Annotated in this window: 26 protein-coding genes; 12 read left to right on the top strand and 14 right to left on the bottom strand. The window is 58.4% G+C overall.

Annotation, left to right across the window (positions count from 1 at the left end):
• Positions 1 to 106 precede the first annotated feature (106 nt).
• From G3N98_RS01000 to G3N98_RS00970, 7 genes are all read left to right on the top strand, one after another.
• Positions 107 to 865: a site-specific DNA-methyltransferase gene (locus G3N98_RS01000; protein ID WP_206146869.1), complete on the top strand. Its 759-nt coding sequence runs from the start codon at positions 107 to 109 to the stop codon at positions 863 to 865.
• Between the two features lie 36 nt (positions 866 to 901).
• Entirely contained in the window at positions 902 to 2,470 is a 1,569-nt protein-coding gene (locus G3N98_RS00995; RefSeq protein WP_206146868.1) for a hypothetical protein, read from the top strand.
• A 58-nt stretch (positions 2,471 to 2,528) separates the two neighbouring features.
• Positions 2,529 to 4,109, top strand: coding sequence for a hypothetical protein (locus tag G3N98_RS00990; RefSeq protein ID WP_206146867.1), 1,581 nt, complete (start codon positions 2,529 to 2,531; stop codon positions 4,107 to 4,109).
• A 232-nt stretch (positions 4,110 to 4,341) separates the two neighbouring features.
• Positions 4,342 to 5,049 carry a YkgJ family cysteine cluster protein gene (locus G3N98_RS00985; protein WP_206146866.1) on the top strand — a complete coding sequence of 236 codons (708 nt, stop codon included), beginning with the start codon at positions 4,342 to 4,344 and terminating at the stop codon, positions 5,047 to 5,049.
• Positions 5,033 to 5,251, top strand: a complete 219-nt coding sequence (locus tag G3N98_RS00980) for a hypothetical protein (RefSeq protein WP_206146865.1) — start codon at positions 5,033 to 5,035, stop codon at positions 5,249 to 5,251. Before G3N98_RS00985 ends, G3N98_RS00980 begins: the two co-directional genes overlap by 17 nt.
• 23 nt (positions 5,252 to 5,274) lie before the next feature.
• Positions 5,275 to 5,544 carry a hypothetical protein gene (locus G3N98_RS00975; RefSeq protein ID WP_206146864.1) on the top strand — a complete coding sequence of 90 codons (270 nt, stop codon included), beginning with the start codon at positions 5,275 to 5,277 and terminating at the stop codon, positions 5,542 to 5,544.
• 51 nt (positions 5,545 to 5,595) lie between these two features.
• Positions 5,596 to 5,904, top strand: coding sequence for a hypothetical protein (locus G3N98_RS00970; protein WP_206146863.1), 309 nt, complete (start codon positions 5,596 to 5,598; stop codon positions 5,902 to 5,904).
• 474 nt (positions 5,905 to 6,378) lie between these two features.
• Here G3N98_RS00970 and G3N98_RS00965 read toward each other — a convergent pair whose 3' ends face one another.
• The 7 genes from G3N98_RS00965 to G3N98_RS00935 all read right to left on the bottom strand — a co-directional run bounded on the left by G3N98_RS00965 (position 6,379) and on the right by G3N98_RS00935 (position 8,640).
• Positions 6,379 to 6,669, bottom strand: coding sequence for a hypothetical protein (locus G3N98_RS00965; RefSeq protein ID WP_206146862.1), 291 nt, complete (start codon positions 6,667 to 6,669; stop codon positions 6,379 to 6,381).
• Positions 6,659 to 6,904 (bottom strand): hypothetical protein, encoded by a 246-nt coding sequence (locus G3N98_RS00960; RefSeq protein WP_206146861.1) that lies wholly within the window; start codon positions 6,902 to 6,904, stop codon positions 6,659 to 6,661. Before G3N98_RS00960 ends, G3N98_RS00965 begins: the two co-directional genes overlap by 11 nt.
• A gap of 30 nt (positions 6,905 to 6,934) precedes the next feature.
• Complete coding sequence (locus G3N98_RS00955; RefSeq protein ID WP_206146860.1) at positions 6,935 to 7,246, bottom strand: hypothetical protein; 312 nt, start codon at positions 7,244 to 7,246, stop codon at positions 6,935 to 6,937.
• Between the two features lie 77 nt (positions 7,247 to 7,323).
• The gene (locus tag G3N98_RS00950) at positions 7,324 to 7,494 is read right to left on the bottom strand and encodes a hypothetical protein (protein WP_206146859.1); all 171 of its coding nucleotides are present in this window, start codon (positions 7,492 to 7,494) and stop codon (positions 7,324 to 7,326) included.
• Positions 7,495 to 7,605: 111 nt separating this feature from the next.
• Positions 7,606 to 7,809: a hypothetical protein gene (locus G3N98_RS00945; protein WP_206146858.1), complete on the bottom strand. Its 204-nt coding sequence runs from the start codon at positions 7,807 to 7,809 to the stop codon at positions 7,606 to 7,608.
• Between the two features lie 79 nt (positions 7,810 to 7,888).
• Complete coding sequence (locus G3N98_RS00940) at positions 7,889 to 8,347, bottom strand: hypothetical protein (protein ID WP_206146857.1); 459 nt, start codon at positions 8,345 to 8,347, stop codon at positions 7,889 to 7,891.
• Positions 8,348 to 8,361: 14 nt separating this feature from the next.
• On the bottom strand, positions 8,362 to 8,640 hold the full coding sequence (locus G3N98_RS00935; protein ID WP_206146856.1) for a hypothetical protein: 279 nt from the start codon (positions 8,638 to 8,640) through the stop codon (positions 8,362 to 8,364).
• 127 nt (positions 8,641 to 8,767) lie between these two features.
• On the opposite strand from G3N98_RS00935, the gene G3N98_RS00930 reads away from it, so the two are divergent.
• On the top strand, positions 8,768 to 8,935 hold the full coding sequence (locus G3N98_RS00930; RefSeq protein WP_206146855.1) for a hypothetical protein: 168 nt from the start codon (positions 8,768 to 8,770) through the stop codon (positions 8,933 to 8,935).
• A 41-nt stretch (positions 8,936 to 8,976) separates the two neighbouring features.
• Here G3N98_RS00930 and G3N98_RS00925 read toward each other — a convergent pair whose 3' ends face one another.
• The 7 genes from G3N98_RS00925 to G3N98_RS00895 all read right to left on the bottom strand — a co-directional run bounded on the left by G3N98_RS00925 (position 8,977) and on the right by G3N98_RS00895 (position 11,448).
• Positions 8,977 to 9,393, bottom strand: a complete 417-nt coding sequence (locus tag G3N98_RS00925) for a hypothetical protein (RefSeq protein ID WP_206146854.1) — start codon at positions 9,391 to 9,393, stop codon at positions 8,977 to 8,979.
• A 16-nt stretch (positions 9,394 to 9,409) separates the two neighbouring features.
• Positions 9,410 to 9,607 (bottom strand): hypothetical protein, encoded by a 198-nt coding sequence (locus G3N98_RS00920; RefSeq protein WP_206146853.1) that lies wholly within the window; start codon positions 9,605 to 9,607, stop codon positions 9,410 to 9,412.
• Positions 9,608 to 9,687: 80 nt separating this feature from the next.
• Positions 9,688 to 10,029 (bottom strand): hypothetical protein, encoded by a 342-nt coding sequence (locus G3N98_RS00915; protein WP_206146852.1) that lies wholly within the window; start codon positions 10,027 to 10,029, stop codon positions 9,688 to 9,690.
• A gap of 147 nt (positions 10,030 to 10,176) precedes the next feature.
• A complete protein-coding gene (locus G3N98_RS00910; RefSeq protein WP_206146851.1) occupies positions 10,177 to 10,425 on the bottom strand; it encodes a hypothetical protein in 249 nt (82 codons plus the stop codon).
• A gap of 152 nt (positions 10,426 to 10,577) precedes the next feature.
• Positions 10,578 to 10,943: a hypothetical protein gene (locus tag G3N98_RS00905; RefSeq protein ID WP_206146850.1), complete on the bottom strand. Its 366-nt coding sequence runs from the start codon at positions 10,941 to 10,943 to the stop codon at positions 10,578 to 10,580.
• A 6-nt stretch (positions 10,944 to 10,949) separates the two neighbouring features.
• The gene (locus tag G3N98_RS00900) at positions 10,950 to 11,141 is read right to left on the bottom strand and encodes a hypothetical protein (protein ID WP_206146849.1); all 192 of its coding nucleotides are present in this window, start codon (positions 11,139 to 11,141) and stop codon (positions 10,950 to 10,952) included.
• 130 nt (positions 11,142 to 11,271) lie between these two features.
• The gene (locus G3N98_RS00895) at positions 11,272 to 11,448 is read right to left on the bottom strand and encodes a hypothetical protein (RefSeq protein ID WP_206146848.1); all 177 of its coding nucleotides are present in this window, start codon (positions 11,446 to 11,448) and stop codon (positions 11,272 to 11,274) included.
• Between the two features lie 1,073 nt (positions 11,449 to 12,521).
• On the opposite strand from G3N98_RS00895, the gene G3N98_RS00890 reads away from it, so the two are divergent.
• From G3N98_RS00890 to G3N98_RS00875, 4 genes are all read left to right on the top strand, one after another.
• The gene (locus G3N98_RS00890; RefSeq protein ID WP_206146847.1) at positions 12,522 to 13,052 is read left to right on the top strand and encodes a hypothetical protein; all 531 of its coding nucleotides are present in this window, start codon (positions 12,522 to 12,524) and stop codon (positions 13,050 to 13,052) included.
• A gap of 10 nt (positions 13,053 to 13,062) precedes the next feature.
• On the top strand, positions 13,063 to 13,275 hold the full coding sequence (locus G3N98_RS00885) for a hypothetical protein (RefSeq protein WP_206146846.1): 213 nt from the start codon (positions 13,063 to 13,065) through the stop codon (positions 13,273 to 13,275).
• A 205-nt stretch (positions 13,276 to 13,480) separates the two neighbouring features.
• Positions 13,481 to 13,777 (top strand): hypothetical protein, encoded by a 297-nt coding sequence (locus G3N98_RS00880; RefSeq protein WP_241025653.1) that lies wholly within the window; start codon positions 13,481 to 13,483, stop codon positions 13,775 to 13,777.
• 74 nt (positions 13,778 to 13,851) lie between these two features.
• On the top strand, positions 13,852 to 14,040 hold the full coding sequence (locus G3N98_RS00875; protein ID WP_241025652.1) for a hypothetical protein: 189 nt from the start codon (positions 13,852 to 13,854) through the stop codon (positions 14,038 to 14,040).
• The last annotated feature ends 326 nt before the right edge of the window (positions 14,041 to 14,366 follow it).

Genomic DNA, 14,366 nt, shown 5'->3' with positions numbered 1-14,366 from the left:
TTTCACTCCGTACGTCGCTCAGAGACCCGGATAACGTTCGAGACATGGCCTCACAGATCTGCATGATTAGTGCTGCATAGGTATGGAACGATGAGGAGTTTGAGCGATGATGGGAAGCGATAGCCCAGTTCTGATGCAGGGCGATTGTCTCGAGCTGCTGGAGAAGATTCCTGACAATTCCATCGACATGGTGTGTTGCGACTTGCCGTACGGAACAACCAACTGTCGATGGGATACGACGCTTGATCTGCGTCGTCTGTGGGAGCAGTACCGTCGTGTAACGACAGAGAGCGCAGCCATCGTGCTGTTCGCCCAAACTCCATTCGACAAGGTGCTTGGGGTCAGCAATCTCGAATGGTTGCGGTACGAGCTGATCTGGCAGAAAACGCGCGCCACGGGGCACCTGAACTGCAAGAAGATGCCAATGAAGGCGCACGAGAACATTCTCGTGTTCTACAACAAGTTGCCAACCTTCAACCCTCAAAAGACGACGGGACATCCTCGGAAGACGGGGGTCAAGCGTCGTGATGACACGCCCGTATACGGTGTGCAGAACTTCATTGAGCTGTCTTATGACTCCACGGAAAGATATCCGCGCAGCGTGTTGACTTTCCCGAGTGATACACAGCGTGTTGCGCTACATCCGACGCAGAAACCTCTGGCACTTATCGAATGGTTGGTTTCCACCTTCACGAATGAAGGAGACACGGTTCTCGACAACTGCATGGGAAGTGGAACCACAGGAGAGGCTTGTCGGAACCTGCGGAGGCATTTTGTCGGGATGGAGTCGGATGCGTCGCACTTCGCCGTCGCATGTACGCGAATCATGCAGGGCGACGTCCGGGCACTACGCAATGCCGCTTAACCAATGAAGTCCTAAAGATAATTTTCGATCGCTGATATGACATCTACCGAAAGCACCTTGCTCACGCGCGATGAAGTCGCGATGGCACTCGCTGCGCTCGGCGAGGACCCGACGTTAGGGCGCACTGATACGGTTCGATCGCTGATCGTCCACAGTTCGCTGTCTGGGGATGATCGTGAAACATTGGTCCGTCAAGCTGCGGATGTCGCGCGGCAAAAGCTCGATCAACTTCTCAGTGGCGGCGGTGTCTTTTCTGCGGACGTCCTCGTGCGCGAAGCGCAGGTTGAAGCGCGATTGCGCGAACGCGGGTGGCGTAACCGCAGGATGGGTGGTCCTGCAGACGATCGTGGCTACTACGTGGCCAAGACGGGTAACAACGCAGGGTCCTTTATCGGGCTCTTCAGCATTGGCAATCACAGCGGTGCCGAAAAGCTCTTTCCGATCTCCATGGCGGACGAGGAGATTGCCAGCGCCATCGTCGAATATGTCCGTCAGGCGGAGCTGAGCCGCTCTGCGAGCGGACGTCTCCTCGCCACGGTGGTTGAGTTCGTCAATCAGCATCCGGAGTGGTGGTCGGATCAGGGCAAAAAGCACGGGTTCGCCCTCGTTCCATGGATCGTCGATGCGCGCTCGGCTGACACCTATTCGAAGGCGGTGCACTCCTTGCGGGAATGGGTGCGGCTGATCGACTCGGGTCACCTCGATTGGCATGCCGGAGACGATTGGGAGCGGACTACGCTCGATCAGGTTCGCGAAGAGCTGGTCCGACTTGACCGCATCCACTCGGAGGTTGCATTCGAAATCGGTGCGATGCAGCGTGACCAACTGGAAGACGTCGCGGCTGACAATCAAGTCGACTTCGACAAGCACACTACCGACAGCGAGCTGCGCGCGGAGCTCATCGAGGTCATGGCGCACCGCCGATCGCATGAGCACGTGCGCGGTGGGTCGGCGCCCACGCAAGTCAACGGGGCGGGCGAGTCAGCAGCTGTCGATAGGGCTGAGCGAATCGTCGTGCCGATCGCGGGCGAAGTTTTTGGCGAACAGGCTTTGCCTGAGGGGTGGACCGAAGCTACTCCCGGCGGATTGGCGACGAATCGAGATCCCGACACCGGCGGGATCGTCGACAGCGAAATCGGTAGCGGGCTGTGGTTCGCGATCGCGCATCGTGACGGGATCCCCACGCTGGATGGATTTGGCACTCGGCAGGTCGCATTTGACGCCTTGCACGCTGCAATCGAAGAGGCGACGCGCGAGCAGCGCGCGGGGGCTATGCCGAGCCCGAGCTCGGGCGACTTAGCGGCGATGTATCCCGCGCGCGGAAGCATGCCGGCACGTGTTGTCGAGCAGCTGTATCTCACGCGCGATGCTGAATACGCTCTACTCGCAAAGCGAGAGCGGATCGATGCCGGCGATCTGGCGAGTCTCGATCGCGGCGCTCGTTTCATGGTGGCGGATGCGTTGTTCGACAAGTGTAGCGGCGATGCAAGAGCCGCGCTGCTCACCGACGCCAGCCACGGGGTGCGCAGTACGGCGCGCTTAGCAGGACTCGAACTCGGAAGCAACGGGTGTGCTCCGGCATCAGATACGCATCCGAGGATCTAAGCCGAGGCCGCGCCTGTGTCGATGGGCGCCAAGTGAACCAAACAATGAGCAAACCAAAGTGATCAACGTAAACGATTCTGGGATTCAGGTTGTTCTGGCGATGCAGGACGATATTCAGCTCAATGCGCTGGCGCAGCGCCATCCGTACGCTCAATTGCTGCGCGGCGTGTTGCGCCCGCAGGAAGAGCGCGTCAGCTCCGATGGGACGGAAGTGGAGCGCGTCTACTTGGTCGAGGCAGCAGACGCGATTGCATTCAGCCAGCGCACAGAAGACGACGCGCTCGACGTGCCCGTGTTGACAGACGCGCTACTCGCGGTGACGCAGCGGGTCGTTTCCCACGGGAGGCAGTGCTCCCGTCAAGAGGAGCGGGCGCAGTTGGTGCCCGATCTGCTGCCGGCGCTTAACCTGACCCGGCGGACTCTCGAGGGCATGCTGCTCGGTGTGCAGGAGAAACTGAAATCGGAATATCGTCCGAGCAGGATTGCCTCGGAGCCGCGAGTGCTGCAGGCGATTCGTCTTCAGACCGAAGAGACGAGCCTCGTGTGGGCGCTCGAGCTGTTGCCGGAACAGTCGTCGCTACCAATTGCAAAAGGTCGCGCTCCCGGGTCGGCGTCGACGGAATCGGTGGAGCAATCAATTCTCGAGGCGGGGAGAATCCTTCAGAAGCGGATCGACGAGGTCTCATCAGCGCTTTCGAGAGGGGATCTGTCTCTCGCACAGTTTCCCCGCGTGGAAGACGAGGCGCGTGCAGAACTCGAGGCGACCGTTGATGTGCTGAACCGTGTGTTGGACCTGACTCCGGGGTGCGAGCGAGCGAGACGAGCAGGCCCGGGAGTGGGCGCAATGCGTGTCGCCACGTCCGTTGGTAATGGCGGTGATCAGCTCGCTTTCGGTTCGACTCGGGAGCGAAACACAATTTTGGCTGCGCTGCGGTTCTATCAACGCAGCGGGATGGGCGAGCCCGCGAATCGTACGGACGATATCGACGATATCGCGACCGATGGCGGCGACGACGTTTCGTTGGATGCTGACGGGATCGACGCCCTTTGTGAGCGCATCAACCTTGCGTCGAACAGCGAATTGAGCTCGCAACGTAGCGTTCGTGTCCTCGTCTCGCATTCAGACGGGATGGTGGAGTACAGCACTGACGAAGGGGTGGAAGTGCATGTCTTCGATCGCGACATTTACGAAGACGATCCATCCGAGGCTCGACCGGCTCCTGCTCACTTTCGGGACCTTGCTGAAGCGTTAGGCGTTCCGGTTCAGGAAGGGGCCGCGCCGTTCGAGTCGAGTAACCTGATCGGTCAGGAGCCCGCCATTGAGCCGATCGGCGCACCTTCAATTGCACGTGACGCCATCGGCAATCTCGTCGGGAGATTCAGTGTGACGTCGGTAGAAGAAAGGGCAACGATCGACCACGCGCTCACTGCGTATGGCTTCCTGATAGCTCGCAACGAGCGCATCACGATTTCTCAATTCGCCGACCGTGTCGCGGCTGCGTACGATATTTCGGTTCCCCAGAACGCCGCAGTCGTCGCCGCGCTGCGAGACTGCGCGGCACGCCCCGTCATGGACAACAGCAAGACAGCAGCCGCTGAAACCCACATGCACGACCTCGACAGTCCGTCGATGGATTGATGACTGCGGTTGGAAAGTTTGACGCCCGGGTATTCGGCCCGCCGCTGCAACGCAGCGGCGGGCTTTTTCGATCCGGCTTCCCCGGTTGCCAAATAATCGTGGCGCGCCACAATAAATGATGCTAGAGTCAAGCCGATCTTGAGGCGAGGCCGTGGGCCGACTCGAGTAATGAGAGGTGGATCGCGGAATCCGTCCGCGATTTCGCTATCTCGGGCAACGGGCAAATCGATCAATGAATGAGGCCGATTCAGCAGAGGTGCTGCGCGAGTTCGTCGTGAGGCTGGAAGCGCGAAAGAGCGAATGGCAGGCGAACGCCAGTAAGGCGAGCGCGCAGGTAGAGGTGGCATTTGCGGCTCGCGAAGGCGAGTTCAAGCGTCGTATGGCGGCGATCCGTACGATGGGGGGCTCGCGAAAGAAGCGTCTGCGTGAGCTGCTGACCTTCGTCAGCGACTTGCGTGCGGTGGCGGCGCCATTCACGCCGTGCAAGCAGGGGTGCTCGGGCTGCTGCTACCAGCAGGTCGCGATCTCGCAGCTGGAAGCTGAACACATCCATGACCGGTATGGGCATCAGATGGAGCGAGTGATCCAGCGCGCCAGCATCGCCGCCGTAGGTAGTTTCGGGCGTGACACCCCTTGCACCTTTCTTGACGGTGATGGCAGCTGTACGGTCTACGACGCGCGGCCATTCGCGTGCCGGAATCAGGTATCCCTCGACGTTGACGCGCTGTTATGCCAGCCGGAGACCATTCAGTTGTCGCAGCAGCGCCACCCGGCCGTAAGTCCAGTGCCGATGCTCGTGGGCGGCCCGGTGCAAGCGGCATATCTCGAGCTGATTGCCCGCGATGTCGTCGCGGACATTCGGACATTCTTCCGGCCCGAAATACCTGCTCAGCAAAATTCTCACATGGTGGAGAAATCGAACGATGCCAACCAGTACTGAAGACGAGATGCGCGCGTATCGCCGCAAGAATTTTGATGTTCGCGTAGAGGTGCCGCTCGATGGGATGAACCTGTTCGACGGAGAAAAGGTCTTTCGCGTGACGTACAACGGACGTCAGGACGGCGCAGTGCTTTCGCTGGCGCCGCACGAAGCGCGCGTATTGTATGACCGCTTGCGTGCCGAGTTCGGCTTTCGGGATTGAGTGTTACTTCAGTGGAGATGCCGATGGACGCATTCAGACCGATCCGTGAGCCCGGACGCAGCATCTACGATGCGATCGTGCACGAGGCTGGACAGCGCAGGACGCGGCGCGTCGATGCGTGGGCGGTTGCCGAGCGCGCGGCCGTGTTTCATGCGGCCGTAAGTCAGGCAAGGATCCTCGGGATTCGTGAGCCGACGATGGCCGATGTCGAGCGTGAAGAGCGCTTGGCGATGGGGCATAGCGATTTCGCTTCGAAGTGGGCGAACGGTGTGGCGCAGCTGATGCTGCGATGATTTCTCGAGATCGGGCCGCAGCTGCGGCCCTTTGCACACGGGCAAGAAGCAATGAGCAATGTGAAACCTGCGGGCGTACAGAAGGCGAGCACCGGGACGACAGGTGGCGCCGAGAAGCCGCAGAAGCGCGGACGTCCGGCAACCGGTGTGGCGATGACGGGATCCGAGCGTGCAGAGAAACGTGAGAAGGAGTTGCGCGCGGCGGGCGGTAGAACTTTGAATCGAGTGCGCCTTGGCCCTGAAGCTTCGAGTGCGCTCAACGAAATCGCGCCGAGCTATAAATCGGAGCGAGAAGCCATCGAAGCGGCGATCATCGGTTGGGCCCTAATGGGGAGCCGTTCATCGCGCCGTGCTGGATGAAGCGGCGTCCTGTCAGAAGCTGTGTGTGATCAGTTTGCCGCCAATTTGGTCCCCGTGTTGCGCATCTGCTTCGCCGCATTGAGCAGTGCGAATTCTACGTCAGCAATCTGACGCATGCCAATCTCCCGCACTTTCAATCTGCCGCCATGCTTTCAGACTGCCGGTGGTGTCGGCGGCGCCGGATTGCAACAGTGTGTGGGGAACTCCCAGCTAGCGTCTTCAAGCTTCGGGCCGCTCGCGTAGAACCACTCGAAGTCGTCTCCGCGATCTGCAGTGATCAGCCGTGGTTCTTGCCATGAGGGCGCCCATACCCAGAGCGCCCTTCCGGCAAACCACTCTTCGCCTTCGTCAAACTCACGCCAAGTCGCGTCCATGATCCTGATCTTCCGATGCTTTCAGTGAAGCAGCGTAGCGTCGTCAGCGGCGCCCGACGCGAGCCGTTCGATATGCATGTCGTACTCCGGTTTCCGATGCCTATGCGTGTTGTTTTTCAATGTGGCCGCGAAGGACCGCTCCGGTGATACCAACGATGCTCAGCAAAATAGTCGTCACAGACTCCCAATGAACCGGGGAGCTTCCTTCCAGTGCATTTACTGCCGAGGCGGAACCAATTGCCAAGCTCGTCACACTGCACGCCATGAAAAAATGCTTTTTCATCTTGTCCTCTTGTTTCGGTTGCTGGCCATGCGGGGGCCAAGCGCTGCTCGCGGTTGCAATCGTAATCGCTAGCGCTGCAAGCGCGAAATTTATGCTGTCAATGATCATTCAAACGACCATCGATGAGCGCAAGGAGGCGCGCAGCACTTTGACCGCTCTTTTCAAGCATTGCTTTACGTACTGCCTCCGGGACGTGGATCGTTATGCCCACCTTGCGCAACTGGAACAACTGCGGCGCGATTGGGTCGAGCGCGTCAACAGCCAACGAGCTGTAGTGTTCCAGCGCTCCATCCTGCACGAAAGATGACGGGAAATTCGGGTGCATGTCTTGAGCGTCGCTCATTTTGAATTGTCCATAAATGGCGGTTATCGGCTACCGATTGGCGCAACCTGCTAGCACGCCAGATATTTTCCCGTCGTGTTCGTGGGATGCCGTATAAATATCACGAGCGGCTAAGCGGATGCGCTTGGCGGCGTCCCGAGCGGTATCCGATACGCTCGTCCAGTCGAGGTGCCACCATTCAATTACCTGAGCCGCCTCTGCGATCGTGCGTGCAGCAACAACATCGCGCATCTCGTCGGCCACCTCATCCCACCATTCGGAGGACTCGTTATTGCCCGCGCGAGGATCAATCGCTTTCCGATAGATCGCCTTAGCTGAGTCGAGGCTGAAAGACGGAATCATGACCTTCCCCTATCAATGGAGCACAACAGGCATGATCAAGATTGAAGCGTTGTTCATATATTTTCCGATGGACGTTGTTACGCGTCTTTAGCCGGTTTGAGGTTGAAGTAGTAGAGGGCGCCACCACCCACGATCGCTACTAGCAGAAAGGCGAGCGTGACAGCGGTAATTCCCGCAACGCCTGCCGCCATGCACCCACCAACGATTCCGCCACCGAGGGCAAATGCCGCAACTTGGTCTTTTTTCATGCTTTCCTTGTCCTACGCCCACGATGACTTCCGCGTGCATGTGATTGTGCGGATTCGTCGCTGAATCCTTTTTTTGATCCACGACTCCACGATCTTAGCGTCGTCGCTCGGCTAACCTCGTTGCCGTTCACCACGGTTCTTCGTGGCAACCAGCAAGACGAACCCGATCGCAGCCGGGACAACGACCCATCCACCGACCGACAGAGCGTAATCACGAGCGGTCGGAACGAAAAATACAGTATAGGCGATTTGGAGAAGAATCCCGACTGCAACCACATGGCACACAAAGCCGATATTTCGCAAAAGCAATTTCATCGCTTTACTCCGTTATTTTCCGTCGTGTCAGGTCGATTCAATACTCAGTGCCGCACGTGGCGGAGAAGTTTCTGGATCGCTATTCTTCTGAGTCGAGGCCACCGGAGAAATAGGGGTTCTCCAAGGCTAGTTGAAATGCATCATAGCGAACCTGATCGACAACGTGACGTAACGTTGGCTTCGCCCTTGCGTGAGTCAGGAATTCCTCATCGGACCGCTCGTCGCGCAGGAATTCGTAGTCCGGGTCGCACACACCGAGCGTAACGTCCTGCAGTCCACCGCCCGCCACATCTACGACAGAGTGCGCGTGAAAATCAATGAAGCCGTACTGCAACTGGCTTTGGTCGACCAGCCACCCGCGCACTGGTCGATCGCAAGGATGCTCTTGCAACCATTGCGCGACGTTCTCATGGCACATTCCGCGACGCCCGACGTGGCCGTTTGTGTAGTAGCCGGTGCGTACGACATGCTCTGCGTTGCCGATGCGCCTGAACAGTTCCTCAGCCCATCCGACAGTGGAAGATGAAGGGTGAGCCATTGTGATTTCCGTTGCTACGCCTGAATGCCGGCGAAAATTGCTGCTGATTGAAAGATCGCAGCTGCACTAGCAGCAAGTGCAGCCCAGCGGTTCCACCTCGCCTGCAAGTCGCCAGTCGCGAACGGATCGATGGCCCGTCCGTCACCATAGTCGACGGAGATCGAACCGGAAATAAATCCATTGATCGGCTCAGGCTCCACGTGCGGAACAGATACTCGTGTTGATACGAACCACAAGACCCCGGCACACAGGGCCGCGAGGGCCGAAAGAATATTCAGTACGAGAGCTGCCATTGTTCAAATTTTCCCTTGTCTAGTTGCCGACGATCCATCGCACGATTCCTGACTCTCACCCGAGGTCGAGGTCACGTTCGAGGCTGTTGTCCGTCAAACGGCATTCGCGCATTGTTTGGAGCATTACGTGGCCATCATCCACGTCACGCATGGCTTGACGCAGCTCATCGAGCGACGCGGTCGACTGAAGGTCAACCCCGACATCGGGGAGGCCAGTCATATCGGCGTTCACGGCCCAAGCTGTGAGCAGACCGCGTTGAGCACGCGCGTGCTGCAATCGCTCCACATCTGCTGAACATTCGGCGCGAAAAGAATAATTCCTCATATTTTCCGTGGTCAATTTGACATCGAGACCGAAGGCCGCGTACGTGTGCGACGCCGTTCGAGCAGCAGCGACACAAACAGGGAATGGGGGAGGCGGGGATCGAGAACAGCATTCGATTTTGACCACGTCTCGTAGCTCTCGCACGAGCGATTCGCGACGCACGCAGGCGACACGTTTTCACGAACGTACTGACAGAAGTGAAGCGTCTCGTTCGGCGCGGAATAGTCGATCGAGGTTGTCCCGTCGGTGTTCGTATGTGTCTGGAGGGTCATTCCACAGGGTGACGTCGAAAGCGCGGCCGCGATCTGTCGCCAAGCAGTCGCTGCCACGGGTGATAGAGCGACTCTGTCCTTCACCGAAACTGGTTCGGCGGCTGCCGTTACCATCGCAGTGCTCACCATAGAGAGCAGCAAGATGAGTTTCTTCATCTCCTGTGTTCCGTTCTCAGGCGACGTGCCGGGCAGGTACGATCTTGAAGCCGGCGCTGCAGTGATCGACAGCAGCCTCGTGCGCCTCGCTGTACGAATTGAAAAGGCCAGCCTCCGACTTGTTCGGCGTAAAGCTAACATCACCTTCATAGGGAAAAAGATACTGACCTTCAGGCGTCCGTACCACCCAACCATTTCTATCATCGCTTTTCATGACGTAGCTCGACCTATTCGATGTGCCACGCACGGCTCGCTGCGTGGAATGCATTGTTCCCGAGTGACTTCAGCCAAGAATTATGGCTCAGGGTTCGCGTCGACGATTACTGCGGGCACGTTCTCAGCAGGCTCATCCGCCAGCGTCAAGGCTGCCCGCTCCTCGAAAGCTCGAAGTACACCTGCAACGTCGACTTCGGCGTCGGCGTGGCTGGCCTGCGCATGCATCTTCAGCCCCGCCGGCGTAACTCGCTTCCCGCACGCGGGGCACTCCACTTTCAAAGCGATGCGTTGGGCCAACTCCGCCGCGTTGCGCTCTTTCTTGGCCTTTGACGCATCGAGCACTGAAAATAAGCCGCTCGTATTCCGGGCAACCAAGTAGTGCTCATGGCAGAGCTTCAGTGCGTCATCGTTGCCACGCATGTGGTCGTGCTGGACAAAAATACGCGTGGTTGCGAGCGACTCGCAGCATGCGCACACTCCCTGCTTGACCCGCGAGGTAACGGGTCCCATTCTTGGATAAGACACTTGAGTCATGTTTTCTGTTGCCGCGCGTGGCGGTGAATTATCCTAGTCCAGCTGGTTAAGGATTTCAACTTCGAACCCCTCGGGCCAACCGTCTCGATGGACCCGCAGTGCATCCTCGGCGATCAACTCGGGCGCGACGTCAGCGTAGTCATCGTCGCGTGGAGTGATCATCACGATGGCACTCGGGACACCCTTCGCGGCGGCGATCTGATTCGCCAGCCGTTTCAATTCCTTTGTCCACTCTTGAACCTGCCGGTCAAGAACCTGCTTCTCGTCAATTCTCTCACTCATGATGTCGTTTCCCAGTGCCGCGCGTGGCGGATATTTCTGAGATGTGAGCTCACCGTGCGCGCTTGTCGGCACGGCTGCAAATGATGCGCTGTGCAATACCGCCGAGAGCGCACAAAACGATCAGCGCAACGAGATACGGCATTTCCGTTGCGTCAGGCCGCCGGTTTCACAGCGTGCGGCTTGTGCTTCTTGCCGCACTCCTGAACCTGCGCCAAAACCGTGTTGCCGGCGGGCGCTTCACTTGCCTCGTAGGAGAGGGTGTCACCCTTGTACGAAAGCACAATCTCAAATCTCGGTTCAGTCTTAAAGTGATCGATCTTGACGACGTTCGACTCGCACTTGCCGTTCTCGCACGTCGAGGACGTCTGAGGCATGTCCATTTCCTGATGCAGATCGTTCACCTCGACGACGGGCAACCTGACCGTTTTGACTACGCATGTTTCGTCGGCCTGACTCACCCCGATCATGCTTGCCAGTGCGAGCAGCAACGCGATTTTCTTCATGTTGTTATTTTCCATGGTCAATTACTCGAACTTCGCGGACGGCTTCAACCGCACGAGAAACGAGCGCGCGGCCAGCGCGTTGCTCGCGCCAAGCAACGAACCGACGATGCCGAACCATTCCTTGGTGACTGCGCACGCTATGGCAATCATCACACACAAAATCGCCGTCGCCGTAAATACGCGAGCTTCAGTCCACACACTTTGCTTGTTCACGTTCCACCCCTTGTCCAATTTTCCGATCAATGCAACAACAAGAGTGTCATGCCGGCTGCGGCGCAAATGCACGTTAGAGTCAGCAGCGCCAGTTTTGCCCCAGTGCTCATTTCAAGTTCTCTTTGTTTTCCTATTCGTGCCCGCGCAGTTGCTCTAGCGAATCACCCAGCACATCAGCCGCGCTCGCGTGCATCTCGGCCGCCGCGTTGTCCAGATCGACACCCGACGGCATCCTGCGTGACTCGGCCGAGTCACGCAGGACGTTGATCGCGAGGCGGAGCGCGTCAGCAAGAGTGAGATCCGGCATAGTAGTTTTCCGATCAGTTCGATGCGGATTCGGCCAACCGCTGAGAAAGCATGCCCCTCAAACGCTCCCGGCGACTCGCAGCAACGTGACCCACACGACAAGCCTTGGCCAGCCAATCAGCGGGACAGTCCTTTTTCAAGGCTAGATCAACTATCGCCTTATCGTCCGCAGCCTCTGCAGTGGACTGGCTCTCGGGTGTCTCGATTCTCATGACTTCTTCCTAGCCGTTTACGTTCGCGTTAGTGGCCATGCGTATGTACACGCATCTCCGTGTAGAAGATGGCTCATCATAGGTGCACATGTGCACCACGTCAACCCCGGTTTCGGCCTGCTCAAGCACTTTTAACGTGTGGGTGAAGACCGTGAGGGGGGAGCACTCTCGTCGCCTAGTACTCTCAGGGGGTGGCTAGGTACGCTTTCTATGTCGACGGTGTTCGGTGTTGGTGTACAAGTGCACCAAAAATAGCACGCTGATTCCGTGCGAGATAACGGCATTCCCCCAACCTTCTTTAGTCGGAGCGGTCCACTACTTCGTCCGCTATTCTCGCGGCACCGGGACATCCATCAACCGCGAGTAACGAATTCCAGATTTAATTAACGTGGCGCGCCACGAAAAAGAATGGTAGAGTGGCTCGGTGGTCGAAGTGGGTCGGCCATTCGAAATCGAGGGTGCAGATGAAGGTCGTTGAATTTCGAGACATTTGCGAAGCGGTCCGCCGAAGCAGCATCGACTATCACGCGTGCATCAACGACGCGGAGAGGGTAGTTTGGCTGCAGTGTGCCCGTGCTCGCTTGCATGACGCTGCGGAGGCCGAGTGTGCCCGAGCGACCGCTGTCGATCGGGAACGAATGGAACTGGCGACCCAAGCGCTGCGTGTCCTGATCGATGAGGTGGCGGTAGGGCGTGCAAGTGCAGACGCAGTGAAGTCGTCTGCGGCCACGGCTGGAGGGCGAGAAAGCCGCGCAAGTAAGTACAACCGCTCGCCCGGTCGTGCCGTTCGTTTGCGTCGGGCCACCAGATCCGCCATGCGACGCGGCTATTTCTGATATCTGTTTCGTACAAGGATGCTGGTATGAATGTGGCACCGAAGACGCCAAAGCCTTCAAGGCGTAATCCGTTCAAGGCAGATAGCGCACTGGCGAAGCTGTTCGACAAGATGCTCCGAGCGTACGGCGATCGGCATCCTGACGTCGTTCATCCTGATGGCCGTCGATGCTTGGGAAACGCATTAAGCTCGGCATTCTGGAAGGGCTACGACTTAACGCCGCCGTATCTCGTCAACAACGGTACGTTGGCTTGGGCGTGTTATCGGGCGGGGCAGACACAGCGCTTGCTGGATGACGATTCATCAAGGAAGGTGGTTGCCCATGCCGAGGTGAAATTATCGCCCGGAGAGCAGACGTTTATGAGCTCGTTGCGCAAGACGCTCGGTGCGCTACCTGTCGGCTCGAATGTGCCGTTCACTCACATGGATGGGCGCGCGGTTTCGGGGCTCGCCAAAAAGGGGTTTCTGGTGCGCACCGGGCACGGGGCTACGCTCCTGCAGCCGGGCGCTGATTGGCTGGCAACCGCAGTTTTGACGGCCAACGCTTCGAATCTCTAGGATCACGCAAATGACAGTTCACCTCGTTCCCGAATCAACGGCCATCGATATGATCGGCCCGTATCTTGCCGCGAAGGCCGTATGCCCGGCATGCCAATACGAAAACATACTGGCACATATTGAGGGGCCGACGAGCCCGGTCAAGCCGGTGTCGGTTTGTCAGCACATCACCGCTCACGTCATCGACGACGACGGTATCAGCTGCTTCGAGTTTCAGAGTTGACGATTGGAGAGGGATTTGACGGGGATACATGCAAAGCTGTTGCCCGCGATCGTCCGCGTTGCGCTTGCGGGCGTTGGCGTGGGGGAAAGAGTCTTTGTGGGTGGTGCGCGGCGGGGTCGGCGAGATGTCTATCGTGATGCCGAAGGGCGCGAGTTCCTTGGTGTGTGCATTCAAAGTGAAATCGAGATGTCGAAGGAACGATCGAATGACGATCCCGCAAGAGATTGACGACGATGTCGCAGGCGGCCATGAGGTTGAGGTATCGGCAGCTGGCGACACGGTGTGGGTGAACGGAAGCGACGGATCCTGCGTCGGTCGTTTCAGCAAACGCTTCGGTATCGACGTCCACCGCACGGTTGCCGAAATGCTCGCGGGCGCGGATCAGTGCCTGTTCTGCACGCATGAACCGGGTGGCGAGGACGCGTGGGACGCATTTCGAGCGGCAATCGAAGAACACCACGGCATCACGGTGCCGAAAGAGCTGATTTCGTTTTCGAAGTAGCGAGCCGGGACGATCGCCTAAGGGTGATATTGGCTCCGAACGTCGGCCGGTAGCCGGCAAACTGGATAAAGAAAATGTCCGTATTTGCAACTGCGCAGCAAGAGCTCCGCGAGATGCTCAAAGTGCAGGTCGCGATCACCCAATGGGACGACGCGATCGCCCATGGCAAGGTTAAGATCGAGGACGTGTCTGAGGATGCGCTTGAAGGGCATCGCGCCCGGATTCGCCGCCTCGAGGCGATCAAGGAAAAGTACGGCTTGTGAACAAGAGTGGACGTGAGGCTCAGCTGAGCAGCTAGCACGCACGACTACCCTCAAGTCACTGGCAAGAATTCCGTTAACGCGAGGGGCATGCGGGGCCTTACAGGTGCGTTGGCGCATCGGTCCTTCGGGCCGTAGGGCCGGTGCGCTGCGGCATGACCGTGAAGCAACGGCAGGCATGATTTGATCGATCTGGGGGGAGGCGCTGTGCAACAGGGTTCCGAAGTCGTTCGGAGTCGAAGGGCCAGCTCACGGCGTGATACTGCCGGCGCTGCGGCGGAACGGGCACGCCTGAAGGCGTCGGTCGCTGGGGCGTGCGTCGACTTGAG

This window comes from Burkholderia sp. Tr-20390 (genome assembly GCF_017104595.1).
GTDB lineage: Bacteria > Pseudomonadota > Gammaproteobacteria > Burkholderiales > Burkholderiaceae > Burkholderia.
The sequence above is the reverse complement of the archived record's forward strand: the minus strand, read 5'-3'. Positions and strand labels throughout refer to the sequence as shown.